Source organism: Pantoea sp. USMM079, assembly GCF_037153115.1.
GTDB lineage: Bacteria > Pseudomonadota > Gammaproteobacteria > Enterobacterales > Enterobacteriaceae > Pantoea > Pantoea communis.
On the sequence record NZ_JBBCKX010000006.1, the window covers coordinates 105676 to 131995 of the forward strand.

At 55.0% G+C, this 26320-nt stretch carries 22 protein-coding genes; 14 read left to right on the forward strand and 8 right to left on the reverse strand.

Translation table 11 applies throughout. The features are described from left to right. Nucleotides 1-2: 2 nt before the first annotated feature. Nucleotides 3-1451: a tagaturonate reductase gene (locus WFP70_RS11420; RefSeq protein WP_337023454.1), complete on the forward strand. Its 1449-nt coding sequence runs from the start codon at nucleotides 3-5 to the stop codon at nucleotides 1449-1451. A gap of 4 nt (nucleotides 1452-1455) precedes the next feature. Beyond that, on the forward strand, nucleotides 1456-2946 hold the full coding sequence (locus WFP70_RS11425) for a UxaA family hydrolase (RefSeq protein ID WP_337023420.1): 1491 nt from the start codon (nucleotides 1456-1458) through the stop codon (nucleotides 2944-2946). Nucleotides 2947-3031: 85 nt separating this feature from the next. Here WFP70_RS11425 and sstT read toward each other — a convergent pair whose 3' ends face one another. The 3 genes from sstT to WFP70_RS11440 all read right to left on the reverse strand — a co-directional run bounded on the left by sstT (nucleotide 3032) and on the right by WFP70_RS11440 (nucleotide 6720). Beyond that, on the reverse strand, nucleotides 3032-4276 hold the full coding sequence (sstT, locus tag WFP70_RS11430) for a serine/threonine transporter SstT (protein ID WP_337023419.1): 1245 nt from the start codon (nucleotides 4274-4276) through the stop codon (nucleotides 3032-3034). Nucleotides 4277-4504: 228 nt separating this feature from the next. Next, the gene (locus tag WFP70_RS11435) at nucleotides 4505-5476 is read right to left on the reverse strand and encodes a TerC family protein (protein WP_182056892.1); all 972 of its coding nucleotides are present in this window, start codon (nucleotides 5474-5476) and stop codon (nucleotides 4505-4507) included. A 263-nt stretch (nucleotides 5477-5739) separates the two neighbouring features. Next, nucleotides 5740-6720 (reverse strand): Gfo/Idh/MocA family protein, encoded by a 981-nt coding sequence (locus WFP70_RS11440; protein WP_337023418.1) that lies wholly within the window; start codon nucleotides 6718-6720, stop codon nucleotides 5740-5742. Between the two features lie 139 nt (nucleotides 6721-6859). On the opposite strand from WFP70_RS11440, the gene WFP70_RS11445 reads away from it, so the two are divergent. Further along, a complete protein-coding gene (locus WFP70_RS11445; RefSeq protein WP_160868607.1) occupies nucleotides 6860-8539 on the forward strand; it encodes a chloride channel protein in 1680 nt (559 codons plus the stop codon). Here WFP70_RS11445 and WFP70_RS11450 read toward each other — a convergent pair. Beyond that, nucleotides 8536-9036: a M48 family metallopeptidase gene (locus tag WFP70_RS11450; RefSeq protein ID WP_337023417.1), complete on the reverse strand. Its 501-nt coding sequence runs from the start codon at nucleotides 9034-9036 to the stop codon at nucleotides 8536-8538. The genes WFP70_RS11445 and WFP70_RS11450 overlap by 4 nt on opposite strands. A gap of 81 nt (nucleotides 9037-9117) precedes the next feature. On the opposite strand from WFP70_RS11450, the gene rlmG reads away from it, so the two are divergent. Continuing rightward, nucleotides 9118-10236, forward strand: coding sequence for a 23S rRNA (guanine(1835)-N(2))-methyltransferase RlmG (gene rlmG, locus WFP70_RS11455; RefSeq protein WP_038644545.1), 1119 nt, complete (start codon nucleotides 9118-9120; stop codon nucleotides 10234-10236). Here rlmG and WFP70_RS11460 read toward each other — a convergent pair whose 3' ends face one another. Continuing rightward, entirely contained in the window at nucleotides 10237-12240 is a 2004-nt protein-coding gene (locus tag WFP70_RS11460; RefSeq protein ID WP_337023416.1) for an NADPH-dependent 2,4-dienoyl-CoA reductase, read from the reverse strand. 473 nt (nucleotides 12241-12713) lie between these two features. Here WFP70_RS11460 and idnD point away from each other — a divergent pair, with 473 nt between their 5' ends. The 3 genes from idnD to WFP70_RS11475 all read left to right on the forward strand — a co-directional run bounded on the left by idnD (nucleotide 12714) and on the right by WFP70_RS11475 (nucleotide 15918). Continuing rightward, the gene (gene idnD / locus WFP70_RS11465) at nucleotides 12714-13745 is read left to right on the forward strand and encodes an L-idonate 5-dehydrogenase (protein ID WP_337023415.1); all 1032 of its coding nucleotides are present in this window, start codon (nucleotides 12714-12716) and stop codon (nucleotides 13743-13745) included. Between the two features lie 9 nt (nucleotides 13746-13754). Further along, nucleotides 13755-14519, forward strand: a complete 765-nt coding sequence (gene idnO, locus WFP70_RS11470) for a gluconate 5-dehydrogenase (protein WP_034830987.1) — start codon at nucleotides 13755-13757, stop codon at nucleotides 14517-14519. A gap of 79 nt (nucleotides 14520-14598) precedes the next feature. Continuing rightward, on the forward strand, nucleotides 14599-15918 hold the full coding sequence (locus WFP70_RS11475; protein WP_045831845.1) for a gluconate:H+ symporter: 1320 nt from the start codon (nucleotides 14599-14601) through the stop codon (nucleotides 15916-15918). A 31-nt stretch (nucleotides 15919-15949) separates the two neighbouring features. Here WFP70_RS11475 and WFP70_RS11480 read toward each other — a convergent pair whose 3' ends face one another. Continuing rightward, nucleotides 15950-16660 carry a polyphenol oxidase family protein gene (locus WFP70_RS11480; RefSeq protein ID WP_337023414.1) on the reverse strand — a complete coding sequence of 237 codons (711 nt, stop codon included), beginning with the start codon at nucleotides 16658-16660 and terminating at the stop codon, nucleotides 15950-15952. Nucleotides 16661-16769: 109 nt separating this feature from the next. Between WFP70_RS11480 and WFP70_RS11485 the strand changes: the two genes are divergently transcribed. From WFP70_RS11485 to WFP70_RS11500, 4 genes are all read left to right on the forward strand, one after another. Further along, complete coding sequence (locus tag WFP70_RS11485; RefSeq protein WP_034828310.1) at nucleotides 16770-17579, forward strand: 5'-nucleotidase, lipoprotein e(P4) family; 810 nt, start codon at nucleotides 16770-16772, stop codon at nucleotides 17577-17579. Nucleotides 17580-18159: 580 nt separating this feature from the next. Further along, on the forward strand, nucleotides 18160-18798 hold the full coding sequence (locus WFP70_RS11490; RefSeq protein WP_337023453.1) for a carbonic anhydrase: 639 nt from the start codon (nucleotides 18160-18162) through the stop codon (nucleotides 18796-18798). Beyond that, the gene (locus tag WFP70_RS11495) at nucleotides 18795-20270 is read left to right on the forward strand and encodes a SulP family inorganic anion transporter (protein ID WP_034828314.1); all 1476 of its coding nucleotides are present in this window, start codon (nucleotides 18795-18797) and stop codon (nucleotides 20268-20270) included. The genes WFP70_RS11490 and WFP70_RS11495 overlap by 4 nt, the downstream gene beginning before the upstream one ends. 294 nt (nucleotides 20271-20564) lie before the next feature. Further along, entirely contained in the window at nucleotides 20565-21989 is a 1425-nt protein-coding gene (locus WFP70_RS11500) for a GGDEF domain-containing protein (protein ID WP_160868617.1), read from the forward strand. 223 nt (nucleotides 21990-22212) lie between these two features. Here WFP70_RS11500 and ddlA read toward each other — a convergent pair whose 3' ends face one another. Continuing rightward, the gene (gene ddlA, locus WFP70_RS11505) at nucleotides 22213-23307 is read right to left on the reverse strand and encodes a D-alanine--D-alanine ligase (protein ID WP_058959512.1); all 1095 of its coding nucleotides are present in this window, start codon (nucleotides 23305-23307) and stop codon (nucleotides 22213-22215) included. Nucleotides 23308-23706: 399 nt separating this feature from the next. Here ddlA and WFP70_RS11510 point away from each other — a divergent pair, with 399 nt between their 5' ends. Next, nucleotides 23707-24411: an MgtC/SapB family protein gene (locus WFP70_RS11510; RefSeq protein ID WP_034828565.1), complete on the forward strand. Its 705-nt coding sequence runs from the start codon at nucleotides 23707-23709 to the stop codon at nucleotides 24409-24411. 474 nt (nucleotides 24412-24885) lie between these two features. Here the strand turns inward: WFP70_RS11510 and WFP70_RS11515 are convergent, their stop codons facing one another. Then, nucleotides 24886-25398: a hypothetical protein gene (locus WFP70_RS11515; RefSeq protein ID WP_337023413.1), complete on the reverse strand. Its 513-nt coding sequence runs from the start codon at nucleotides 25396-25398 to the stop codon at nucleotides 24886-24888. Nucleotides 25399-25466: 68 nt separating this feature from the next. On the opposite strand from WFP70_RS11515, the gene WFP70_RS11520 reads away from it, so the two are divergent. Next, on the forward strand, nucleotides 25467-25724 hold the full coding sequence (locus WFP70_RS11520) for a hypothetical protein (protein WP_337023412.1): 258 nt from the start codon (nucleotides 25467-25469) through the stop codon (nucleotides 25722-25724). A gap of 82 nt (nucleotides 25725-25806) precedes the next feature. Then, nucleotides 25807-26145 (forward strand): contact-dependent growth inhibition system immunity protein, encoded by a 339-nt coding sequence (locus WFP70_RS11525; RefSeq protein ID WP_337023411.1) that lies wholly within the window; start codon nucleotides 25807-25809, stop codon nucleotides 26143-26145. Nucleotides 26146-26320: the final 175 nt, after the last annotated feature.

Genomic DNA, 26320 nt, shown 5'->3' on the forward strand with positions numbered 1-26320 from the left:
TGATGCAGCGGCTAAACCGTCACGATTTCCCCGGCGCAAGCTATAGCGAGCGCGTGATCCAGTTTGGGGAAGGCAACTTCCTGCGGGCGTTTATTGACTGGCAGCTCGACTGGCTCAATGAGCATCAGGGCACCGATGCGGGCGTGGTGGTGGTGCGGCCGCGTAACCGCGTGGTGGAAGACTCACTGAATCAGCAGGACGGTTTGTACACCACGCTGATCCGTGGATTGAACGCGCAGGGCGAGCAGGTGAGTGAAACCCGCCTGATCCGCAGCCTCAATCGCGAGATCCAGCCCTATCAGCAGTTTGAGGATTTCCTCGCACTGGCCCGTGCACCGCAGATGCGCTTTGTGTTTTCCAATACCACCGAAGCAGGCATTGCTTTTGCCGAGCAGGATCAGCTGGAGGATGCGCCTGCCTCTTCCTTCCCCGGCAAGTTGACACAACTGCTGTGGACGCGCTTCCGCCACTTTGCTGGTGCGGCAGAGAAAGGCTGGCTGATCGTGCCGTGTGAGTTAATCGACCATAACGGCGATGCACTGCGTGATTTGGTGCTGCGCTATATCAAGCACTGGCAGCTGCCGCCGGAATTTGCCCGCTGGGTGCTGGATCATTGTGCGTTCTATAACACGCTGGTGGATCGCATCGTTACTGGCTATCCAGCCGATGGTACCGACATCGCTGCACAGTTGGGTTACGAGGATCGCTATCTGGTGGCGGGCGAAGTCTATTACCAGTTTGTGATTCAGGGGCCCGATGCGCTGGCGCAGGAACTGAAGCTCGCCGCGCTGGCGCCGGAAGTGAAGTTTGTCGATGACATCACGCCCTACAAAGCGCAGAAGGTGGCGATCCTCAACGGTGCGCACACTGCGATGGTGCCGGTGGCGTTTCAGGCCGGACTGGAGAGCGTCGGTGCAGCGATGGATGACGCCGACATTGCGAACTATGTTGATGCGCTGCTGCGTGAGGAAGTGATTCCGACGCTGGATCTGCCGCGCGATGAACTGCACGCCTTTGCCGATGCAGTACAGCGTCGCTTCCGCAATCCGTTTATCCGACATGCGCTGCTCTCCATTGCGCTCAACGGCATGACCAAATTCCGTACCCGTTTGCTGCCGCAGCTGTTGTTGTCTCAGCAGCAAACCGGCCAATGGCCACCGCGCCTGACCTTCGCCTTTGCCGCGCTACTGGCGTTTTATCGCGGCAAGCAGGGCGACCAGCAGTGGCCTTTGCAAGACGACGACCACTGGTTGCAGCAGTTCGCAGAACTGTGGCCAGCGGTAAACCAGGACACATTGACCCCTGAACAGTTGGTGCAGGCGGTACTCTGCAACCGCTCACACTGGGGCGAAGATCTCACTCAGCGGCCCGGATTAGTGGCCGCAGTCAGCCAACACCTGCAAAACATCGTTGTCCACGGGATGCGGACAGCGCTGGTACAACTGAGATAACGCTATGCAAGATGCGATAAGAATCCATTCGCGCGACAACGTGGCGGTAGCGCTGCGCGATTTACCTGCCGAAGCCAAAGTCGAAATTGATCGCCAGTTTATTACCTTGCAGCAAGAGGTTGGTCGGGGCCACAAGTTTGCGCTGACGCCGCTGGCAACGGATGCGCTGGTGATCAAATACGGCTTGCCGATTGCCCATGCCACGCGCCCGATCGCCATTGGCGAAATCATTCACTCCAGCAACGCACGCACTAATCTGAGCGATGTGGATGAGTACGACTACCAGCCGGAGTTTCTCGATATCCCCGCTCAGGCCGGCGATCGCGAGGTGCAGATTTACCGCCGCGCCAGTGGTGAAGTCGGTATTCGTAATGAGCTGTGGATTCTGCCAACGGTGGGCTGTGTGAACGGCATCGCCCGGCAGATTCTGTCGCGCTTCCTCAAGGAGACCAACGAGGCAGAAGGGATCGATGGGGTGCACCTGTTCAGCCATCCGTTTGGTTGTTCTCAGCTCGGTCAGGACCATGAAAACACCCGCACCATGCTGCAAAACATGGTGCGCCATCCCAATGCCGGTGCGGTGCTGGTGATTGGTCTGGGCTGTGAGAACAATCAGGTGGATGTGTTCCGCGAAACGCTGGGCGGCTTCGACAGTGACCGCGTGCACTTTATGGAGTGTCAGAAGCAGGACGACGAAGTCGAAGCGGGGTTGGAGCAGCTACATGCGCTGTACAATGTGATGCGCGGCGATCAGCGCCAGCCGGGTAAGCTCAGCGAACTGAAGTTCGGACTGGAGTGCGGCGGTTCTGACGGTTTCTCTGGCATCACCGCCAACCCGATGCTGGGCTGCTTCTCCGATCAAATGATCGCTAACGGCGGCACTACAGTGCTGACCGAAGTGCCGGAAATGTTTGGCGCAGAGCGCATTTTAATGAGCCGCTGCCGGGACGAAGCCACCTTCGATAAAACCGTGGCGATGATCAACGACTTCAAGCGTTACTTTATCGACCATCAGCAGCCGATCTATGAGAACCCTTCTCCGGGTAACAAGGCGGGCGGTATCACCACGCTGGAGGAGAAATCCCTTGGCTGCACGCAGAAAGCGGGGCAGAGCCAGGTGGTGGATGTACTGAAATATGGCGAGCGTCTGGTCACACCTGGCCTCAATCTGCTGAGCGCGCCAGGAAACGATGCGGTGGCCACCAGCGCGCTGGCGGGCGCAGGTTGTCATATGGTGTTGTTCACCACCGGACGCGGCACGCCCTATGGCGGATTCGTGCCTACCGTGAAGATTGCCACCAACTCGCAGCTGGCAGAGAAGAAACCGCACTGGATTGATTTTAATGCCGGGCGTTTGATTGAGGGCATGAGTATGCCGGAGATGCTGGCCGATTTCGTCGATATGATTGTGGCGATTGCTAATGGTCAACCGGCGCGTAACGAAGCCAATGATTTCCGCGAGTTAGCGATATTTAAGAGTGGTGTCACGCTGTAAAGATCAGGTGCGATCGATGTGCATCTGACAACAATCACACCTGCTTATCTTAAGGGCGGCATGAATGCCGCCCTGTGCAATCAATTTATTCTGCTTCAGACACCGTGCGCGGTTCGCGCTCGGCTTCCGCCTGGCACACCGCTGCCGTAAACAGAATATCGGTCGACGAGTTCAGCGCCGTCTCGGCGGAATCCTGCAATACGCTGATGATAAAGCCGATGGCCACCACCTGCATCGCCAGGTCATTCGGAATCCCGAACATGTTACAGGCGACCGGAATCAACAGCAGCGAACCGCCTGCCACACCGGAAGCGCCACAGGCACAAATCGAGGCCACGAAACTCAGCAGAATGGCCGTCGGCACATCCACAGAAATCCCCAAGGTATGCACCGCTGCCAGCGTCAGTATCGTGATGGTGGTAGACGCGCCTGCCATGCTGATGGTCGCACCCAGTGGAATGGAGACGGAGTAAGTGTCTTCGTCAAGATTCAGGCGTTTGGCGATCGCCATGTTCACCGGAATGTTTGCTGCTGAGCTGCGGGTAAAGAACGCGGTCACGCCACTTTCACGGATGCAGGTAAACACCAGCGGATAAGGGTTACGGCGAATCTTTTGGAACACCAGAATCGGATTCACAATCAACGCCATGATGACCATGCATCCCAGCAACAGCGCCAGCAGGGTTGCGTACTCCTCAAGGGCGCCAAAGCCGGTTGAGGCCAGAATCGAGGCCACCAGACCAAAAATCCCCAGCGGCGCACAGCGAATCACGCAGCGCACCACCCATGTCGCGGCATGCGAAGCATCGGTGAGAAACGCCTTGCTGCTCGGGCTGGCATGGCGGAAGGCCAGACCGAGGCCGATGGCCCAAACCAGAATGCCGATGTAGTTGGCGTTGAGTAACGCGTCAATCGGGTTAGCCACCATGCTCATCAACAGACCGTGCAGCACTTCGGTAATGCCAGACGGCGGTGAAATTTCGGTTGCGCCCACGTTCATTGACAGAGTTTGCGGGAACAGATGGCTCAAGGTGACCGCGACCACAGCGGCGAAGAAGGTGCTCAACAGATAGAGCATGATGATGGGACGGATGTTGGTTTTCTGCCCTTGTTGATGATTAGCAATCGAAGAAATCACCAAAACCAACACCAGCAGCGGGGCCACCGCCTTCAGGGCGCGAACGAACAGTTCACCCAGCAGACCTACGGCCAGAGCGGCATCACGTGAGAACCACGCCAGCGCTACGCCGGCAATCAGGCCAATCATGATTTGTTTTACCAGGCTTCCTGCGAACAGCGCACCCAGACGTCCAATAAAGTTATTTAGCATAGTTCGGTCTTTTTATAGCGGTATGAGTGTTGTGCGCGGTTGCTCCGCGCCAAACGGTTTGCCCGGCGGAGTATAAGGAAAAGTCCTGGTGAGGGAAGAGATAATTCTGGACGTGCGGCGCAGATCGGTTTTTTGATCTGCTGACGATGTGAAATGTGACAGAGCTATGAAAGGTGAAATTTGCAGCTGGCGAAACAAAGCAGGGGCGATTACCGCCCCTGCAGAAGATTATGATGAGATGCGTTTCTGGTCGTTTCTGTGGTTAACCCAGGCGTTAATCAGCAGGGTACCGCCCAGAATCACGCCCACCACCGACAATGAGATGCCCACCGGGATATGGTAGAACTCGACGATCAGCATCTTGATACCGATAAACACCAGCACAATCGCCAGGCCATATTTCAGCATCGAGAAGCGCTCAGCCACGTTCGCCAGCAGGAAGTACATGGCGCGCAGACCGAGAATCGCGAAAAGGTTCGAGGTCAGGACGATAAAGGGATCGGTCGTCACTGCGAAGATCGCCGGAATACTATCAACCGCGAAAATCACATCGCTTAGCTCCACCATGATCAGCACCAGCAGTAGCGGGGTGGCAAACAGCACCCCGTTTTTGCGGGTGAAGAACTTCTCGCCTTCGAGATTATCCGTCATGCGCAGATGTTTACGCAGCCAGCGCACCACCGGTTTGTCGCCCACTGCCGCGTCATCGCCTTCTTTGGCAAACGCCATTTTCAGGCCGGTGAACAGCAGGAAAGCGCCGAACACGTAGAGGATCCAGCTGAACTGCGTCACCAGATAGCTGCCGGCGAAGATCATGATGGTACGCAATACGATCGCGCCCAGCACGCCATACACCAACACGCGACGTTGCAGGTTTGCCGGAATAGCAAAGTAGCTGAACAGCATCAGCCAAACGAAGACGTTATCCACCGCCAGCGCTTTTTCCAGCACGTAGCCGGTGAGGAAAGCGAGGGTTTGTGCGGTCGCCACTTCTCGGCCGGCGGTGCCTTCGAGGTACCACCAGAAAGCGGCGCTGAACAGCAGGGAAACGGAGATCCACACCAACGACCAAACGGCGGCCTGCTTAAATGACATGGTTTGTGCGCCGCGACGTCCCTGTAAGAAGAGATCGATCGCCAGCATGATGAGCACAACAACAGCGAAGCTGCCCCAGAGTAACGGTGTGCCTACAGTGTGCATAGTTGTAATCCTGTCCGGAAAATAAAAAAGCGGCTAAGTCAGAAGACGTTAGCCGCTTTGATCAAGCTGCAAGCAAACCTCGCCTTCCGGCAAGGTCTCACTTACAACTCAGAATAGATTCCGGGTTGCCTGACGACCGGATGCGTTTAGCATCGTAATGACGATCAATCAGCTTACAAGTTACTCCCCTTTGCAGCGGTGAAGATACGTCCAACGGCTGAGATATTCAATGGGGAGTTTGAAATATTCTGCAATATTTACACTTAAGTCTGGTCTGCAGGGAACACCACGCCAGTCTGGCGGCGGATTTCCGTCAGCAGTTTGGCTGTGATGCGCGAGGCTTCCAGTGCCGGATGCTCGACCTGGCGCTGCTCAACCCGTTTGGCAAAGGCCTCGGCTTCATACAGCATGGTGTTGATATGCTGCGGTTGCGTCAGATTCTGGCTCTCGCCACCGCGTGGGATAAAGCGCAACTGCTGGCATTCCGAGATTTTCTCAATCACCAGTGAGCCGGCTTCGCCCTGAATTTCGCTCGGAATCAGTGAATCGCTCACCTTGGAGTGCAGCAGCGTGACATCAAAATCGCCGTAGCTCAGCACCACCACACCGTGCGCATCGACGCCACTCTCCAGCAGCGAAGCCTGCGCTTTTACCTGCTGCGGTTCGCCCCACAATGTCACGGCAGCGGCCAGGCAGTAAAAGCCAATATCCATTATCGAGCCGTTCGACCAGCGCGGATTAAAGGTATTGGGATTTTCGCCGTCGAGATAACGCTGGTAACGTGATGAATACTGGCAGTAGTTAATCAACGCTTTACGCAGCTTGCCAAGTTGCGGCAGGGTGTTCTGCAGTTGCAGGAAGGTCGGCAGGCTGGCAGTTTTAAACGCTTCAAACAGCACTACCTGATGCTGGCGCGCGCAGGCGATCATCGCCTCGGCCTCACGCAGATTCGATGCCATCGGCTTTTCGCAAATCACATGTTTGCCGTGCGACATAAACAACATCGCTTGCTCAGCGTGTAACGCATTCGGGCTGGCGATATACACCGCATCGATTTCCGGGCTGGCCGCCAAATCGTCGAGGGAAGTGAAGGTAAGTTTGCAGGGATAGTCAGCGATAAAGGCATCCGCCTGTGACTGCTGGCGCGAATAGACACCGCTTAACTTCATTTTGCCGGTCTCATGCGCGGCGTCGATAAACTGGCGGGTTATCCAGTTGGTTCCCACAATGGCAAAACGAATCACGGCTTTGTACTCCTGCAACAGTAAAGCGGCAGAGTAGCATGTTCAGCGAGTGGTTCGTCAGACGAAATTTGATCATGCGATCCGCATTCCAATATGATGATGCGGCACATTTTTTTAACCAGCTAGTGGGGACGCGCGGGTGAGTGGAAGTAAACATGCATTGAACTGGACCACACTGCTGATTGCTATCCCCGTGGGATTCGTCGCGTCGCTGGTGACCTTAGCCTTTCGCGGCGTCATTGATCTGATTAACCGCCTGCTGTTTAACAGCGATAGCGAAATCACCGTGGCGATGCATGTCTGGCCATGGATCTTCTGGCCGCTGCTGGTGGGCGCGGGCGGTGTGCTGGCGGGGTTCTTCCTGCGCTATGCGGTGGCGATTGAGAAACAGGAAACGGTTAAAACCGACTATCTCGAAGTGATCAACGCGCGCCTGGATGCGGTGCCGACCAAAACCTCGCTGTTTCGTGCACTCTCCTCGATTGCCAGTATCGGCAGCGGTGCTTCGATTGGTAAAGAGGGGCCGATGGTGCAGCTCTCCGCGCTGAGTGGCAGCCTGATGGGCCGCTGGTTCCCGCAGATGCGTAACAGCGATATTGTGGCGATGGCCGCAGCGGCCGGGCTCTCTTCGGTGTACCACGCGCCGCTGGCCTCAGCGATTTTTGTCGCTGAAATTGCCTTTGGTATCTCGGCGCTGCAGCGGCTGATCCCGCTGATTGTCGCCTCGGCGGTGGCGGTGATGACCATGTGGTCACTTGGCTTTCGTAGTGCGCTCTATCCGCTCTCCGAAGCCTTGTTCCAGATGGATATCAGCAGTTTGTTGATGACCATTCTGATTGGCGTGGTGGCCGGTTTTGCCGGTTGGTTGCTGATAAAGTTGATTGCCCGCAGCAAAACGCTATTTGGTCGTATTAAATCATTGCCAGCACGTCTGGGGCTTGGTGGCTTAGCGGTGGGCTTTCTGGCGCTGATCTCCACCGATATTCTGGGCAACGGCTACGAAGTGATCGTGAAGATTATCGATGGTCACTATGTGCTGGCCGGATTGATTGGCCTGCTGGTGCTCAAAACCCTGGCCACCACGCTGTCGGTGGGATCGAACGCGGTGGGCGGTCTGTTTACCCCTTCGCTACTGATTGGTGCGCTGCTCGGTGTGGCGCTGGCGCAGATGGGCGTGGCACTTCATCTGCCGGTTGGCGATACCCTGCTTTACGCGGCGATTGGTATGGCGGCGGTATTAGCGGCCGTGAGTCAGGCGCCGTTAATGGCGATGCTGATGGTGCTGGAGATGACGCTCAACAGCAGCCTGCTATTCCCGATCATGATCGCCTCGGTGCTGGCTTCTATGGTGGTATATCGGCTGCAATCGGCCAGCACCTACCCGGTGGTGAGCAATCACTTTAGCCGTTCAGAGGCCAAATTTGATTTCGATAATATGCGCGTTGACCAACTGATCATCCCCGGCGCCGCGTTGCAGCCTGAAGAGTCGGTAGGTCAGGCGCTGGCTGTCAGTTCACTGAAGCGCGAACGCTATGTGTATGTGATCAACAGTGCGGGGCAGTTTCTGGGGGTAGTATCGATCCATGATATCTCGCGCAAGGTGTTATCGCAGGAGATCACCCTGGATTCCCCGGTCAGCAGCGTGATGGATGATAACTTCCCGTGCATTTATCAGAACCAGAGTATGCGTGAAGGCTGGGAGGCCTTTGCCCGCGTTACGCTGGAGCGTTTACCGGTTCTCAACAACCCGCAGGAGCGCCGTTTTATGGGCGCCTTGACCAAAACCAGTTTGATTCAGAAGGCGCAGGAGTTTCTTTAAGCCGCGTTACCGCGCATCGCCTGATCCGTCATCCACAGACGCGCATCGAACTCCAGCTGGTGGTAATCCGGCTCCATATGGCAGCAAAGCTGGTAAAACGCTTTGTCGTGATCCTTCTCTTTCAGGTGCGCCAGTTCGTGCACCACGATCATGCGCAGGAACGGTTCCGGTGCCAGACGGAAGAAGGTGGAGATACGAATCTCGGCTTTGGCTTTCAGGTTGCCGCCCTGCACACGCGAGATGGCGGTGTGCAGGCCAAGCGCATGTTTCATCACCTTGATTTTGTTATCCCAGATGACTTTGCTCACTGGCGGCGCGCTGCGCATATAACGGTTTTTCATTGCCTGGGTGTAATCATACAGCGCCCGGTCACTGACAATATTGTGCGTGTCAGGATAGCGTTCCTGCAAAAAGTTGCCCAATCGCTGATTATCAATCAGCAACTGCACCTGTTCGAGGATGTTTTCAGGATAACCCTGCAGATAGATTAATGACATTGGGATTCCCGACGAAAGACAGTATACTGCGCCCCCTTTTTAGGGCGAAAATCGCGCAAAGTGTACCACGCCGGAGATTCCATGAGCCAACTTGAACTGACCAATCGCACGCTGACCTTGCAGCGCTTCCCGCCGATGCGTGAAGAAAGCCCGTTACAGGCGTGGGATTCCGCCGATGAATATCTGTTGCAGCAAGAACTGCCAGAAGGACCGGTGCTGGTGTTCAACGACAGCTTTGGTGCGCTGACCTGCGGACTGAACGGCCGTGAAGTGTGGCACGTCAGCGACTCGCTGCTGAGCGAGCAGGCAGCGAAACAGAACCTGCGTCTTAATGAGATGGACGAAGATCAAGTGCACTTTATCGATAGCCTGGCGCCGCTACCTGCTGCGCCTGCTGTCGTACTGATTAAAATCCCGAAAGCGCTGGCTCTGCTGGAGCACCAGTTGCGCGCGCTGCGTAAAGTGGTGACGCCAGACACGCTGATTCTCGGCGCGGCCAAAGCCAAAGACATCCACAACTCCACGCAGCAGCTGTTCGATCGCATCCTGGGTGAGAGCAAAACTTCGCTGGCGTGGAAAAAATCTCGTCTGATCTACTGCACATACAGTGCACCTCAGCTGCCGGAGGTGTCAGAGACCACGGTGTGGCCGCTGGACGATTCCTCTTACCAGATTCACAACCACGCTAACGTGTTCTCTCGCGGATCGCTGGACGTGGGTGCGCGTTTCTTTATGCAGCATCTGCCGTCAGATATTGAAGGGGAAATCCTCGATCTTGGCTGCGGCAACGGCGTGATTGGTTTATTGGCGCTGGAACAGAACCCGCAGGCGGACGTGCTGTTCTATGACGAATCCTACATGGCCGTGGCGTCCAGCAAGCTGAACGTGGAAGTGAACCGCCCGCAGGATCTGGCGCGCTGTCAGTTCCGCGTCAACAACGTGCTGAGTGGCTTCCCGTCGGATCGTCTGCACGCGGTACTGTGCAACCCGCCGTTCCATCAGCAGCACGCGGTGACCGATCATCTGGCCTGGCAAATGCTGCGTGATGCCAAACGTTGCCTGCAGTACGGCGGCGAGTTGCGTATTGTCGGCAACCGCCACCTCGGTTATCACGTCAAAATGAAAAAGCTGTTTGGCAACTGTGAGCTGGTGGCGTCTAACGCCAAGTTCGTGGTGCTGCGTTCGGTCAAACTGCGTTAATCACACGCTGAGCGCCAGCTCAGTGGCCTGTGCGATGGCGCGGCGAGCATCCAGCTCCTGCGCCACATCGGCTCCACCAATCAGCTTTAACGCTTTACCGCGTGCGGCCAGCTCATCCGCCAGCTGACGCAACGGTTCCTGCCCGGCACAAATCACCACGTTATCCACCGCCAGCGTGATCGGCTCGCCCTGATGGCGCAAGTGCAATCCGGCATCATCAATCTTCAGATACTCCACGTCGCCCCACATCTGCACGCCGTGCGCCTGCAAACTGGCGCGATGGATCCAACCGGTGGTTTTCGCCAGCCCGGCGCCGGGCTTGCCGGATTTACGCTGTAACAGCCAGATTTGCCGATCCGCTGCCAGCGGCTGCGGACGGGCTAACCCGCCGCGCGCCTGTAAGCTCTGATCGATGCCCCAGCTCTGATAGAAATCTTCGTGCGCGTTTTGATGCAGCAAAAACTCGGCAGTATCAAAGCCAATACCGCCCGCACCGATAATGGCGACGCGCTGGCCGACCGGCTTTTTATCGCGAATCACATCGAGGTAGCTGAGTACGCTGGCATGGTCGATGCCGGGGATCGACAACTGACGCGGCGCAATACCGGTGGCGATCACCACTTCATCCACACTTTCCAGCTCATCAGCGCTCACGCGATGCTCGGTGCGAATCGCCACGCCCTGTGTCTCCAGCTGATGGCGGAAGTAGCGCAGCGTCTCGCTAAACTCCTCTTTACCGGGGATCTGACGCGCAATATTAAACTGGCCGCCAATCTGTGCGTCAGCTTCATACAGCGTGACCTGATGGCCGCGCTCGGCCGCCTGCAGCGCGAACGCCATGCCCGCCGGGCCAGCACCGACCACCGCAATCTGTTTAGGCTGTTCAGTAGGGATCACCGGCATCAGGGTTTCGTGGCAGGCGCGGGGATTAACCAGACAGGAAGTGACCTTGCCGACAAAGATCTGATCGAGACAGGCCTGATTGCAGGCGATGCAGGTGTTGATGGCATCCGGCTGCCCGACTTGTGCTTTGCGCACAAAGGCCGCATCGGCAAGAAACGGACGTGCCATCGACACCATATCGGCAATGCCATCGCGCAGCAGCGATTCCGCCACCTGCGGATGGTTGATACGGTTAGTGGCAATAACGGGGACGGATACCGCTTCACGCAGATGCTGCGTGACCCACGCAAAACCGGCACGCGGTACGCAAGTGGCGATGGTGGGAACGCGCGCTTCGTGCCAGCCAATACCGCTGTTGAACAGGGTGACGCCGCGCTGCTCCAGCGCCTTTGCCAGCGTCAGCGTCTCTTCCAGCGAACTGCCGTTGTTCACCAGATCGAGCATCGACAGGCGGAAGATAATGATAAACGACGGGCCGACCGCTTCGCGCACCGCCTGCGTGACTTCCAGCGCAAAGCGACGACGGCGCTGCACATCGCCGCCCCATTCATCGTCACGATGGTTGGTGTGCGCCACCAGGAACTGATTAATCAGATAACCTTCGGAGCCCATGATCTCGACGCCGTCATAACCGGCCTGCTGGGCTAAGCGGGCACAGTGGGCAAAGTCCGCAATGGTCTGACGAATCTCACCATCGCTTAGTTCGCGCGGCGTGAATGGGTTAATCGGTGCCTGTAACGCCGAAGGGGCGACCAGATCGCGTTGATAGCTGTAACGCCCGGCATGCAGAATTTGCAGCGCGATTTTGCCGCCTTCTGCATGCACCGCATCGGTGAGGGTGCGATGCCAGTCGCACTGGCTCTCTTGATTGAGGATGGCGCCGCCGTGTGCCACCACGCCCTGTGGGTTGGGTGCGATGCCGCCGGTCACAATCAGTGCCACGCCTCCCCGCGCGCGTTCCGCATAAAACGCGGCTAATCGTGTGGCGCCATCAGTGTGTTCTTCCAGCCCGGTGTGCATGGAACCCATCAGAAAACGATTCTTTAGTTGGGTAAATCCCAGATCCAGCGGGGCAAACAGGTGGGCGTAATGCTCAGTCATGAACACAGTCTCGGAAAGTGGTCGGATGAGTTAACTTTAGCGGGAATTGGTTTGGATGGAAATTCGCGGTGTTCAGGCTGTGAGAAACCTCAAAAAAAGCAGGGCGACAGGTCGCAGGCGAAAGGTTCGGAACGCTTTCGTCTGGCACGGGAAGAGACCTGTACACCCTGAAACAGCTTGAAGATGAGGGCTAATGAATTAGCTCTATAGTTATGACTCCTGTCAGACTCAATCCAGACGACTTTCCCGGGTGAGGGTGCGGCGATAATGGCACAGCTCGATCCCCCATTTCCCCAAGACTGGTCTTGGTTTTTCCCGGCAAACAGTGATCCCGCTTCCATCTTCTGTACGAGCAGTTCACGTTCCAGGTAACAGCTATTTCGTAACATGATTTAGAGTGATCTGGTTCACAGTTTTCATTGCCCGATCCCGCTTTGATAGCCCCCATTGCAACAGCAACAAATGGGGAAACCATGAATATCGAAACGCAATCCTGCGTGATTACCGGGAAAAAACAGGTCAGCGTCGCACCGCAACAGGTGAATTGGGACGGCACAGGCACGCTGGTGCGTATTACGCGCGGCGGCATTTGTGGATCTGACCTGCATTACTATCAGGAAGGTAAAGTCGGTAGCTTCGAAGTCAAAATGCCGATGATCCTCGGTCATGAAGTGATTGGTCATGTGGTGGAGAGCGACAACCCGGACCTGAAGCCGAATCAGAAAGTGGCGGTCAATCCCTCCAAACCGTGCGGCGAGTGCAAATACTGCCAGCGCGATCAGGAAAACCAGTGCACCTCCATGCGCTTCTTCGGCAGTGCGATGTATGTGCCGCATGTCGACGGCGGTTTCACCCAGTACAAAGTGGTGGATAGCAAACAGTGCGTGCCTTTCCCACAGGATGCCGATGAAACCGTGATGGTGTTTGCCGAGCCGCTGGCGGTGTGCATTCACGCCACGCATCAGGCGGGCGATCTTACCGGCAAGCACGTGTTCATTTCCGGCGTCGGTCCGATTGGCTGCTTAATTGCGGCGGCAGCGAAAGCGCGCGGTGCCGCCGCTGTGGTATGCAGCGACATTAGCGAGCGTTCGCTGGAGATGGCGCAGCAGATGGGCGCGACCGATGTGATCCATGCCGCCGAGGGCGATTTCACGCCTTATCTGGCCGACAAAGGCTATTTCGATGTGGCGTTTGAGGCTTCTGGCCATCCTTCCTCGTTACAGCGCTGCCTCGATGTGGTGTGCGCCAAAGGTACGCTGGTGCAGGTCGGCATGGGTGGCACTATCCCGAACTTCCCGATCATGGCGCTGATTGCCAAAGAGATTCAGCTGGTCGGTTCTTTCCGCTTTACCCATGAATTCAACACCGCCGTCGAGTGGCTGGCGAACGGTGTGGTCAACCCGCTGCCGCTGTTCAGCGGTGAATACGATTTGCAGGACATCGACGCGGCCTTGCAGTTTGCCGGCGATAAAACCCGTGCGGCGAAAGTCCAGTTAACCTTTTAAGGAGCAGTGATGAGTCAGTTATTTTCCCTCGAAGGCAAGCGTGTATTACTCACCGGTTCGGCGCGCGGTATTGGTTTTCTGCTGGCGCGTGGCCTGGGTGAAGCCGGCGCGGAAGTGATCGTCAACGCCACCACCAAAGAGGGGGCAGAGCAGGGCGCGGCGAAACTGCGCGAGCTGGGCCTGCGCGCCCATGCCAAAGCCTTTGATGTGACGCAGTCTGCGCAGGTGCAGCAGGCGGTGGATGAGATTGAAGCCGAATGGGGACCGATTGATATTCTGGTCAACAACGCTGGGATCCAGCGCCGCCGTCCGTTCCTCGAATTCCCGGAGCAGGACTGGAATGACGTGATTGCCGTTAACCAGACCGCCGTGTTCCTGGTCTCTCAAACCGTGGCGAAAAAAATGGTCGATCGCCAGCGCGGTAAAATCATCAATATCGGTTCGATGCAAAGCGAACTGGGCCGCGACACCATCACGCCTTACGCCGCTTCCAAAGGCGCCGTCACCATGCTGACGCGCGGTATGTGCGTCGAGCTGGCGCGCCATAACATCCAGGTGAATGCCATTGCACCGGGCTACTTCGTCACGGAGATGACGCAGGCGCTGGCCGACGATCCGGCCTTTACCGGTTGGCTCACCAAACGCACGCCAGCGGCGCGCTGGGGTAAACCGGAAGAGCTGATCGGTGCTGCGGTGTTCCTCGCCTCGGGCGCGTCTGATTTCGTCAATGGTCACTTGCTGTTCGTTGATGGCGGTATGCGCGTCGCCGTGTAATGCCATGGTGCGGCTGGCATTTTCGCCGGGCCGCGCCTAAACCTTAATCACCCCTCTGTATTTCTAAGGATAATAAAAAATGCCAATAACCATTATTGTGCTGGGTGTGATACTGCTGCTGGTATTGATGATTGTATTTAAGGTCAACGGCTTTATTGCGTTGGTGTTTGTCTCGGCGGTGGTGGGTATTGCCGAAGGGATGACGCCGCTCAACGTGATGGCCTCGATCCAGAAAGGTATCGGTTCGACGCTCGGCGGATTAGCGATGATCCTCGGCTTCGGTGCCATGCTCGGGCGATTAGTCTCGGACACCGGTGCGGCACAACGCGTCGCCACCACCCTGATTGCTGCCTTTGGTAAAGAGCGGCTGCAATGGGCGCTGGTGGTCACCGGATTGATCGTCGGTCTGGCGATGTTCTATGAAGTGGGCTTCGTGCTGCTGCTACCGCTGGTGTTCACCATCGTAGCTGCTGCCGGTTTGCCGCTGCTGTACGTCGGCGTGCCGATGGTGGCTGCGCTCTCGGTCACACACTGCTTCCTGCCGCCGCATCCGGGCCCAACCGCGATCGCCACCATCTTTGGCGCCAACCTCGGCACCACGCTGCTGTACGGCATGATCATCACCATTCCGACGGTGATCGTGGCCGGTCCGATCTTCTCGAAATTCCTCAAGAGCTTTGAGAAGTCACCGCCAGAAGGCTTATACAACCCGAAGATCTTCACTGAAGAAGAGATGCCAGGTTTCGGTATCAGTATTTTTGCCGCCATCATCCCGGTGGTGCTGATGGCGATTGCGGCGGTGTTTGAGCTGACCACGCCAAAAGAGAACCCGCTGCGTCAGTTCTTTGAGTTCATCGGTAACCCGGCGGTGGCGCTGTTTATTGCCGTGGTGATCGCCGTACTGACGCTGGGTCTGCGCAACGGTCGCAAGATGGAAGAAGTGATGGATATGTGCGGCGAGTCGATTGCCGCTATCGCCATGATCGTCTTCATTATCGCTGGGGGTGGTGCGTTTAAGCAGGTGTTGGTGGACAGCGGCGTCGGCAACTATATTGCGGACATGATGAAAGGATCGTCACTGTCTCCGCTGCTGATGTGCTGGACGGTGGCAGCGATGCTGCGTATCGCGCTGGGATCGGCCACGGTTGCGGCGATCACCACCGCCGGGATCGTCACGCCGATCATCGCGGTGACCCATGCCGATCCGGCATTGATGGTGCTGGCGGTAGGTTCGGGCAGCGTGATCGCCTCACACGTCAACGATCCGGGCTTCTGGCTGTTTAAGGGCTACTTCAACCTGAGCGTGGTGGAAACCCTGAAAACCTGGACGGTGATGGAGACGCTGATCTCGATTCTCGGTCTGGCCGGTGTGCTGGCACTTAACGCCATCATTCACTGATGCAACGGGCTGCACAGGGACGTGCAGCCACTCAGTCGCGACGACGAATCCACGAAAATCGCGATTGATAGCCGCTGTCAAAATGGGTGTTGTAGCGATAGCTTGATCCCGACTCCGCCATGCAATAAGTGCAGACGTTCAGCACCTCGATCTGTTCGGCAGGAATGCCACGCTGTAACAGCAACCCTCGCGCCAGATGCGGCAAATTAAACCACACGCCCTGATGATGCGCTCGCGCCTGCGGACGGATCGCTGCGCTATTGTGCGGTTGCTCGCTTGTCCACTGCAGCGCAGGCAAATCTGCGCGTTCTTGCATCTGCGTCACCAAATCTTTGCCCAGCTCATAACAGCACGGACCAATGGCCGGACCGATGGCGACATGCAGCGTTTCGGTGCGGGCACCGCGCGCCAGCAGCGCATCAATCGCACTGTTAAGGATTCCGCCTAAGGTGCCCTTTAAGCCCGCATGCACCGCCGCCACCTGATGCTGCGCGCTATCAGCGAACAGTACCGGCAAACAGTCAGCGGTATACACCGCCACCGGCAGCTGGTTTTCCCCAATCACGCCATCGGACTCGCAGCTTTTCGGCGGCAGGTTTTGGGTTGCCAGCACCACCTGGGCGCTGTGGCGCTGCTGGCCATAGGCGGCATCCGTGGGCACCGGTTGGCCCGCAGGCTGAAAGGCATAATCGAGCCACGGCAGGGCATCAAGCAGCGTTGAACGCGGTCCGGCATGTGACATAAGTGTCTCCTTTGACAGGGCGGCAGCTTTCTTCTGCCCACAGCTTACGTTAACTGCTACATTTTTAAAGCTTTACACAAACTGACCATAATCACTTAAGGATGATCTGATGAAAAACACCTCTTTGCTGGCAGCGTCCGGCATTCTTGCGCTGCTGCTAACAGGATGCGCGCAACCGGCCAAACAGCAGGCGCAGCAGCAGCTCGGCCAGCAATCGGTATTGGCAGTGAACTGGTTCCAGCAGTCCGGTGAGTATCAGGCATTAAGCTGGCAGGCATTTAACACTGCGCGCATGGCGTTTGATGCTGCGCCATCGCTGGCGGGCAAGCCGAAAGCGGTAATCGTCGATCTCGATGAAACCATGATCGATAACAGTGCCTATAGCGCATGGCAGGCGAAAAACGGCCAGCCGTTCTCTGGCAAAACCTGGTCAGCCTGGACTCAGGCGCGTCAGGCCACCGCCGTGCCGGGCGCGGTGGAGTTCGCCAACTACGTCAACAGCCACGGCGGCACCCTGTTCTACGTCTCGAACCGCGACCAGAAGGATTACGCCGCGACGGTGGACAACCTCAACAAGCTGGGCTTCAGCGGCGTGAGCGATAAAACCGTGCGTCTCAGCACCGGGAACTCCAATAAACAGGAGCGCTTCGATGCGATTAAAAACGCCGGATATAACGTGGTGTTGTACGTGGGCGATAACCTGAATGACTTTGGTGGCGCGACCTGGCATCAGGGCAATGCGCAGCGTCAGCAGTTCGTTAACCTTAATCATCAGCATTTTGGTACGCAGTTTATCGTGCTGCCTAATCCGCTGTACGGCGACTGGGAAAGCGGCATGGCGGAGAACTACAACAAACTGACGCCGGAACAGCAGCTTCAGGTACGTGAAGCGCGTATGAAAGCGTGGAACGGTAAATAATTCGTCAAGCGAATTAGCGCCTGTTGCGGCAGGCGCGGTGATTTTAATTCAGGGCCAGTGATATTTACTTTTCATCGTCATTATTATTCTCCTTATTATTTTCCTGATCTCTTGCTTAATTACAGGCAAGTGATTGGCGGAAAATATCGCTATTCTGCTATTTACCCAGTGAATGACTCCAATCATAAACTTTATAATTAAGATTTTTCTCAACTCAAATCATTCAATTCACCATACTAGTGCAAAGGCATGAAAAGACTGCGTGTATATTTTTGTCGATTCATTCCAGATGCATAATTTAATATTCAGATTAAATGCATGATTCACATAACAAATGTTGTTTTTTAATCAATTCTCTCGGCTTGCAATAAATTACTTTTAATCGACATTTCCTGACGTTTATTTTACAGGGAGTTCGATTTTGTTGTGTACGGAAATATTGATTGTGCAACCACAAGCATTAGCAGCTATAAACAATTTATGTGAGGAAGCTCTGCTTTCATACTCCATCGATCGTCTTAGCGGCGTTTAAAACCCTGTGACTTAGCCTGAAATCGATATTTCTGGACGTAGAGAGAAGATAATTGTGACGACACTTAAACCCTTATTAGCGAAAAATCGCAGTTGGGCATTACAGCGCCGCGAGCGGAATCCAGATTATTTCGAACAATATCTGCATCAACAAAAACCGCATTCGCTGTGGATCGGCTGTTCCGATAGCCGCGTACCTGCCGAAGTGCTGACTGGCTCGCATCCCGGCGAACTATTTGTGCATCGCAACATCGCCAATATGGTGGTGACCGATGACGATAACCTGATGAGCGTGCTGCAATACGCGATTTTCTACCTCGGCGTGGAGCGCATTGTCCTGTGCGGCCACTACGGCTGCGGCGGCGTGCAGGCTGCGCTGGGGTTGCCCGCTAGCCCGCTGGCAAAAGAGGATTCGGCGCTGGCAAGACGCATCGCTGCGTTGCGCAGTAGCCTGCAACAAGGTCTGGTGGAATATCACGCCAGTGCTGAGGAAGAGGAGAGCAGTAAGCTCAACCGCTTAGTCGAAGCCAACGTCATCGCCCAGTTTGCTCAGTTAGTGGCGTGCGAGCCAGTGCGACAGGCCTGGCAAGCCGGGCATTCACTGGAAGTGTTTGGCTGCGTGTATGACCTGCAGTCGGGTCATCTGAAAGAGCTTACTCAGCAATCTGCAGAGGAATCGGTGCCATGAATCTGAACACGCTGCGTCAGGATATTCCCGCCGGTCTGGTGGTGTTTTTGGTGGCGCTGCCGCTGTGCCTCGGCATCGCGCAGGCCAGCGGTTTACCGCCGTTTGCCGGATTGCTCACCGGGGTGATCGGCGGCCTGCTGGTCACTTCACTAAGTCCCTCGCGTTTTGCCGTCAGCGGCCCGGCGGCAGGTTTGGTGACCATTGTGGTGGCCTCGATCCAGACGCTCGGCAGCTTCTCCGCTTTCCTCACCGCGCTGATTCTGGCGGGCGTGTTGCAGTGCCTGCTTGGATTGCTGCGAGCCGGTCGCTTCATTTCGCTAGTGCCGGGCAGTGTGATCAAAGGGATGCTGGCGGCGATCGGTATTTTGCTGATTATGCAGCAGATCCCGGTGGCCTTCGGTGCCGCAGGTGATGCTGAGCTGGTATCGCTGGTGAATGGCGAATTTCAGTTTTCGCTAAGCGCGATGCTGGTGGCGGGCATCGGTCTGCTGATTCTCTGGCTGTGGACCACGCCGATAGTGAAATCGGTCAAGCTGCTTGGTTGGATTCCGGGCCCACTGGTGGCCGTGTTGTTCGGCTGCATGGCGACGGTATTTGGCGATCGCCTGTTCCCGAGCCTGGCGGAAGGGCTACCGCGTATTGCGTTGCCAGCCTTTGATAGCCTGTCAGCGCTGGCGGCGGAACTGGAAACCCCGGACTGGCTGGCGTGGCAAAATCCTTCAGTCTGGGTGGTTGCCGTGACGCTGGCGCTGGTGGCAAGCCTGGAAACGCTGCTGAGTCAGGAGGCGCTGAAAAAACTGCGTCCGCAGCATCCGGCACCTTCGCCAAATAAAGAGATGTTCGCACAGGGCATCGGCAACCTGACTGCTGGTTTCCTTGGTGCGATGCCAATTACGGCGGTGATTGTGCGCAGTTCGGTGAATGTCAGCGTCGGGGCGCAGACCAAACTGTCGATTTTGATCCACGGCGCGCTGTTGCTGATCTGCGGCTTGTGGTTCAGCGATCTGCTCAACGCCATTCCTTTAGCCAGCCTCGCCGCCGTCTTGCTGTATACCGGCTATAAGCTGGCAACACCGCGTCTGTTCATTGAACAGTTCCGCATGGGCGCTCAGCAGTACGTGCCGTTCCTCGCCACCATCGGCGGCATTATTGTGTTTGGCATGCTGGCGGGGATTGGTATCGGTATCGCCACGCAGATTCTGTATAGCATCTACAAAAGCCACCGCAACGCGCTGCAACTCACGCGCTATGACGATCACTACGTGTTGCGCTTCCAGCAAAATCTCACCTTTATGCACAACCCAAAACTGCAGGGGTTGCTGGCGGAGATCCCGGAAAACAGCACGGTGATTGTTGATCACGATAACGCCGAGTACCTGGATCCGGACGTCAAAGCGGTGCTACAGGATTTCGGCGAAAACGCGCGCGATCGTGGTATTCGTCTGAGTCAGTGGCCCGTTGCGGTTAAATAGCAATAACGCTTTGCTGAAAAACTGGTTTTTCGCGTAAAAATCGGATATCTCGGATATCCGATTTTTTTATTTGCAGGGCATAATTGCAGCAGCTCTCATCCTTGTTTCTCGGGTTTCAACCCTGCCAGCGCGCTCACATCTCGCCGATCCGGCGCATTGAGTGCCGCCCAGTCGCAGAGTAGGATGACGAACACTCGCTTAATTGCCGAATCATCGCACAGTTATTTCAGGTTAAATGCTTGCTGATGCCCGTGGGCAAGAGGCAGCGATTTCCAGGTTACAGGGTTCAGACGTATGCGCGTTAAGCTGTTTGCTGAGAATAATTTAAAAAAGAATGCACTCTCGCTGTTCCTGATTACGCTTTTCTTCTGCTTTATTGGCAGTCATCTGCGCATTCCGGAGGAGTTCTCCCTGTTTTGGCCGGTGAACGCGCTGATTGCCGGTTTAATGGTGCGAAATCCTTTCCTGCATACCACGTCCAGTTATCTGGTGTGCTTTGCCGCGATGATTTTTAACGACACGGTGTTCTCCGGCTGGGCGCTGCCTGCGGTAACCGTAAACTTCGCCAATATCCTGTTTATTCTCGTTTCGGTCAGCATGTTGATCAAACACCTGCAGCCGCCTTCGGCCAACAGCCAGGTGTTCAACGCCATGCGCATCTTCCCGGCCTGTTTCCTCGGTGCCGCCGCCTGTGCCACCTGGGGCGCATGGGCGCAGGACATCGATTTCAATGCGCGCTTTGTGGTGGCGTGGGGCGACTGGTTTAGCGAGCAATTCTCGACTTCCCTGATGCTGTTGCCGGTGATGCTGGCGCGCTCCTTGCGCAACGTCTCACCGCGCACCTTGCTGCATCCCGGCAAACTGTTGCCGCTGGCGGCGGTGGTGCTGTCATTGACCATGGGGGCGATGATTGGCGGGGCAGGTAGCTTAACCTTCCCGGTGCCGGCGCTGATCTGGTGCGCCATCGTGTTACCGATTCCTGTTACAAGCCTGGTGATCCTGATTACCGGCATCACTGAGATCGTTCTCGTGTCTCACGGCGTAATGAATATTCAGGGCGATGACGCACTGCTGCCGATCAGCCATCTCACCTCGGCGCGATTGGGTGTGGCAACGGTGGCCCTCAGCCCGCTGCTGGTGGCAGTGAGTATGGATGCGATTCGCCAGCTCAATCATCGTCTGGCGCTGCGGGCGAATTTCGATTTCCTCACCCAGTTGCTGTCGCGTTCCGGCCTGTATGAAAGCCTGAAACAGGAGCCGTTCTCCTTACAGCGCGAAGCGGGCGTGGTGATGCTGGATGTCGACTATTTCAAAGCGATTAACGACAACTTTGGCCACGATGCCGGTGATGGCGTGCTGGAAGAGATTGCGCGCCGTATGCAACGCGTGGTGGGCAATCGCGGCATGGTGTGTCGCTTTGGTGGCGAAGAGTTTGTGGTGGTGGTGTTCGACTACAGCCATCTGCAACTTTACCAACTGGCCGAAGCGATACGTCAGGCAATGGTCAAAGAGAAGTTCTGGATTCAGGGCAACACGGTGACGGTTACCGCCAGTTTAGGCCTGGCGCGCGGCAGTGCGCAGAGTGAGCGGGAATGGCCGGGCGTGATTAACCGTCTGGTGTCGGCAGCGGATAAAAATCTCTACCTCTCGAAACGCAATGGCCGTAACCAAACCTCTCCGGCGATGGAGCCGCGCAGCATGGTGAATGACGTGGCGTGAAGTGCGTGATGGTCGCCATGAGTGGCGACCATAGGATGGCTTGATGCTGGGTTGTTTTGGTCGCCGTGAATGGCGACCTTACGATGGCTTGGTGCTGTTTTTTTCGGTCGCCATTGATGACAACCTCACAACTGCCTGACGCTAATTCGTTTCGATCGCCATCAATGACAAACCTGTTTAACCGTTGTAGGGTGCGCATTCATGCGCACCCGGAACGTGAAGATTAAACGCTGCTTTTTAGCTTGCTGCTCTGCTGATGGCGTTGCTGCGCCAGCTCAATCAAGCGCGTAATCAAATCGCTGTAGCTTAATCCTGCCGCCTGCCACAACTTCGGATACATGCTGATATTGGTAAAGCCCGGCAGGGTATTCACCTCGTTCACCACGATCTCGCCGCTCTCGGTCAGGAACACATCAACGCGTGCCATACCAAAGCACTCCAGCGCCTGGAATGCGCGAATCGCCACGGCCCGAATTGCTTCGCTGTGTTCTTCACTGATGGCAGCGGGCACCACCACTTGGGCACCGTCGGCGCTGATGTATTTGGTGTCGTAGGAGTAGAAGGCATCATGCACCACCACTTCGCCACACGGGCTGGCTTCGGGCTCATCGTTGCCCAGCACCGCACACTCAATCTCGCGGCCTTTGATGCCTTGCTCAATCAGCACTTTGCGATCGAAGGTAAAGGCCAGATCCAGCGCCGCCGCCAGATCGTCGATATGATCCACTTTGCTGACACCGACAGACGATCCCTGGTTGGCGGGCTTGATAAACAGCGGTAATCCGAACTGATCGATCACGGCTTGCGCATCCAGACGCGCACGCTGTGCCTGCGTCACGCTGATCCACGGCGCGACTTCTAAGCCCGCATCGCGCAGCAAACGCTTGGTGAAATCTTTGTCCATGCTCACCGCTGAGCCCAGCACATCCGATCCCACAAACGGCAGATTCGCCATGCGCAACAAGCCCTGCAGTGATCCATCTTCACCCAGGGTGCCGTGCACGATCGGGAAGATCACATCCAGCTGTGACAGTGGCTGCGCCTGCTGACGGGTGATCAGCTGCTGCGAAGCACTGCCCGGCACCAGCGCGACGTTTTCACCTGAGCGATTCAGGGCAATCAACGCCGGATTATCGGCATTGAGCAGGAAACCGGAAGCATCATTCAGATGCCACTCACCCTGTTTATCGATGCCCAGCAGCACCACCTCGTATTTGCTCTTATCGATGGCTTCGAGGATGTTTTTCGCTGATTGTAACGACACTTCATGCTCGGCCGATTTGCCACCAAACACGATTCCTACACGTTGTTTTGCCATTGGTCTTGATCCGATTGCGGTATAGCGAGTGGGTAAGATAGCACGGTGATAAAAGGCATCAACAGGTTGGGGATTCCGATAGCGAAGTCTTTAACCCAACCTAAACGAAAGCGCTATTTGGAGTAGCCATAACAGGATACGAGGTTTAGAATCCCGGCGAATTTTTACCCAAGAGGATAACTGCATTGGACACCTGTCCCGAACGATTACAAAAGGTCCCTGCGGTAAGATAGCCCTCAACGCTGTCTTAACCGTGCGTTAAGACGGTGGATTTCCTTCCAGAATCTCCCCCTGTTTTTTGCGTGATGCTGCTGAGTTTCAGCGGTAGCGGCACCGGCTGTAATCTATTTATTACCCCCTTAAGTTCCGCCTGCCTGAAGCAGCGGAGTGAGGTTTATGATGGATTGGAAAATCTTTTTACTGCGCGTCACTGTCGCGCTGGTTCTGGGCGCGCTGATTGGCAGCGAGCGCCAGCTTCGCCAACGTATGACCGGTTTGCGCACTAATGCGCTGGTCAGCACTGGCGCCTGTTTATTTGTTTTGATGACGCAAAGCGTACCCGGCATCGCCACCGATGCCTCACGCGTAGCGGCCTATGTAGTCTCTGGCATCGGCTTTCTCGGCGGTGGGGTGATCATGCGCGACGGCCTTAACGTGCGCGGCCTGAATACTGCCGCAACGCTGTGGTGCACCGCCGCCGTGGGCGTGCTGTGCAGCATGGGATTGCTGCTGGAAGCGGCGATTGGCTGCATGGTGATTCTGTGCGCCAACATTCTGCTGCGCGATTTGGCGCAGGGGATTAATCGCCAGAGCCTGGTGCCTGCGGAGGAAGTGGTGCAGCACTACAAAGTGCAGATCATCTGTCTGGCGCAGGATGAAGTGCAAGTGCGCAGCCTGATGTTGCATAGCCTTGGCGGCAGCGGATTGCGCCTGCAATCACTGCACAGCGAGGATATGAATCCGCCACATCGAATGGAGGTCAATGCGGAAGTGCTGGGGAAACCGAGTATGACGGATCAGTTGGAGAGTCTGGTGGGACGGATTAGCCTGGAGAAGGGCGTGAGTTCGGTGCGGTGGCAGGTTTGCGGGTTGGAAGGGGAGTGATAGGTTAGGTTACGACTTCGCCCCTTCACATGTGGGAAGCTCAATCATCGATAATTTGGTTTGGATGTTAAAAGAGGGTGTTGACAGATGGTATTGGAGATATTCAATACCATCTGTTGTATTTGATGTAGATGAAGGAAACCACGATCACCAAGGATATGCTAAGGAAAGCCGCGTAATTTGGAATAAAGCGGACAAAAATGTAGATCCCTGCTACAACAGCTGCGAGGGGAATGAGGTAGATAAGTGACTGAAGTAACCATAGAAATGCTTTTTTCATTTTTTCAAAATCTCATATAAAGCATCTGCAATTTTTTCTTCATTGTTATCACCGGATTTTACCTGATAAATGATTTCAGACATTTTCGGTTCAATGAGGAAGTAAAGCATCTCAATATTTTCTCTTGATAGAGCTTGATAATAAGCAGGATCTTGAAATTTTAATCTGTTGGCCGCAGAGGCAGCCGTTTGCGCTTAGGCATAAAGCGTAGCGCCATTCACAAACCATGTGGAAAATGAGTTAACGAGATTGATATGCTTTTTCTTGAAGTCGGCGCTGCCGAGCACTAAATTGGCAATCGTCAGTGATAAAGCCAATTTGCTCGATTTTGTTGAAGCATGTTCGGCTGCGATCCCTAACATTTTTTGGATGTGAGAGACGAGATTTTTGCTTTTTTGAACGCCAAGTTTTGTGAAGGTTTTACGAAAATATATTTCGACCATATCTAATGTGACATCTTTTCTTTTATAGATCTCACCTAACGCCAGAACTAACCTTTTGTCCTCTATCCATGTATCACGGCATGAGCTGCGATAATATTCATTAGGTACAAAGCATGAACCATAGTTGCTGAACCGCTGTGCGCCCATCTTGAACATATCTATAGTAGACAGCTGATCTGCATGGAACTGGTTTAATGAATGAGTTAGCGCGATCGCCAGCTGCTTATTGGACTGCATCTTCAGCTGTAAATAGGTTTGTGACATACCTTCGCTCCATGATGTATCCTATACCCAATTTTTGATCATGTTCGTAAGTAAGGGCAAGAAAGAAGATGAAGAAAACAAAAAAAACGCTGATTTATGTCTTTGTTGTTATTATTTATTTTCTAATTATACCGAAGGTCATTCTTCGTACTTTAACCTCTGAACAGCTTGCTCGTTTGAGTGATTTCACTAGCTTGGGCGGAATAGTGAATCCTCTGCTTTCGCTGCTTATATGTTTTTGCATTCTCTCTGTTGTGTTAGCTATTATTACTGTTTCAGGTGTAATTAAACTGATTGCAGGAATTAATAATAGTGCGGTTAGATAAATGATACCGCTTGGTTTGAACTCAAATGTTTGATTGAAAATAAATTTAATTATATCCGTGTGCCTTGCTATATGAGAAATAAATGGATACTAATACTCTTAAGCCTTGTGAACTCGATACTTTGGTAATCGCTCATTTTGGGCAGGATTGTGATTTGATTAATGGAAACTGTGAGTTCGATAATTTACTCGATGATTATTTATCTACCTCAATGCCATTCAATCAGCGCATGTTGTTAGCAAATTTGATTGAAATCGAAGAGCAGCCCGATGGATACGACGTATTAATAGCGCGTTATCGTGGCGAGTTTGCACCCGAGCGATGGGAATTATCAGCTGAAGAATGGGTAAAGATTGTTAAGAACCGAACAATAGAATTTCTTCACGCGAATGGGCATTCAAGTGAGCTATCAGGTGGTTGATGATGTTGCGAAAGCTTTTAGGAAAAGTAGGAAGATTTGGTGGCCCCTGCTGGGTTTGAACCAGCGACCAAGCGATTATGAGTCCCATTTTGAAGTGAGTAAAATAATTAAGCTACTGATTTTTATGTTTTATTTGTATTCAGGACGGATGATGATGAAAAGTGGCACATAGCGT

What these genes read in the sequence shown, in the direction of transcription:
- WFP70_RS11420 (WP_337023454.1), top strand. Translation starts at nt 3, where the DNA reads ATGCAGCGGCTAAACCGTCACGATTTCCCCGGCGCAAGCTATAGCGAG.
- WFP70_RS11425 (WP_337023420.1), top strand. Translation starts at nt 1,456, where the DNA reads ATGCAAGATGCGATAAGAATCCATTCGCGCGACAACGTGGCGGTAGCG.
- sstT (WP_337023419.1), bottom strand. Translation starts at nt 4,276, where the DNA reads ATGCTAAATAACTTTATTGGACGTCTGGGTGCGCTGTTCGCAGGAAGC.
- WFP70_RS11435 (WP_182056892.1), bottom strand. Translation starts at nt 5,476, where the DNA reads ATGCACACTGTAGGCACACCGTTACTCTGGGGCAGCTTCGCTGTTGTT.
- WFP70_RS11450 (WP_337023417.1), bottom strand. Translation starts at nt 9,036, where the DNA reads ATGTCATTAATCTATCTGCAGGGTTATCCTGAAAACATCCTCGAACAG.
- rlmG (WP_038644545.1), top strand. Translation starts at nt 9,118, where the DNA reads ATGAGCCAACTTGAACTGACCAATCGCACGCTGACCTTGCAGCGCTTC.
- WFP70_RS11460 (WP_337023416.1), bottom strand. Translation starts at nt 12,240, where the DNA reads ATGACTGAGCATTACGCCCACCTGTTTGCCCCGCTGGATCTGGGATTT.
- idnD (WP_337023415.1), top strand. Translation starts at nt 12,714, where the DNA reads ATGAATATCGAAACGCAATCCTGCGTGATTACCGGGAAAAAACAGGTC.
- idnO (WP_034830987.1), top strand. Translation starts at nt 13,755, where the DNA reads ATGAGTCAGTTATTTTCCCTCGAAGGCAAGCGTGTATTACTCACCGGT.
- WFP70_RS11475 (WP_045831845.1), top strand. Translation starts at nt 14,599, where the DNA reads ATGCCAATAACCATTATTGTGCTGGGTGTGATACTGCTGCTGGTATTG.
- WFP70_RS11480 (WP_337023414.1), bottom strand. Translation starts at nt 16,660, where the DNA reads ATGTCACATGCCGGACCGCGTTCAACGCTGCTTGATGCCCTGCCGTGG.
- WFP70_RS11485 (WP_034828310.1), top strand. Translation starts at nt 16,770, where the DNA reads ATGAAAAACACCTCTTTGCTGGCAGCGTCCGGCATTCTTGCGCTGCTG.
- WFP70_RS11495 (WP_034828314.1), top strand. Translation starts at nt 18,795, where the DNA reads ATGAATCTGAACACGCTGCGTCAGGATATTCCCGCCGGTCTGGTGGTG.
- WFP70_RS11500 (WP_160868617.1), top strand. Translation starts at nt 20,565, where the DNA reads ATGCGCGTTAAGCTGTTTGCTGAGAATAATTTAAAAAAGAATGCACTC.
- ddlA (WP_058959512.1), bottom strand. Translation starts at nt 23,307, where the DNA reads ATGGCAAAACAACGTGTAGGAATCGTGTTTGGTGGCAAATCGGCCGAG.
- WFP70_RS11510 (WP_034828565.1), top strand. Translation starts at nt 23,707, where the DNA reads ATGGATTGGAAAATCTTTTTACTGCGCGTCACTGTCGCGCTGGTTCTG.
- WFP70_RS11515 (WP_337023413.1), bottom strand. Translation starts at nt 25,398, where the DNA reads ATGTCACAAACCTATTTACAGCTGAAGATGCAGTCCAATAAGCAGCTG.
- WFP70_RS11520 (WP_337023412.1), top strand. Translation starts at nt 25,467, where the DNA reads ATGAAGAAAACAAAAAAAACGCTGATTTATGTCTTTGTTGTTATTATT.
- WFP70_RS11525 (WP_337023411.1), top strand. Translation starts at nt 25,807, where the DNA reads ATGGATACTAATACTCTTAAGCCTTGTGAACTCGATACTTTGGTAATC.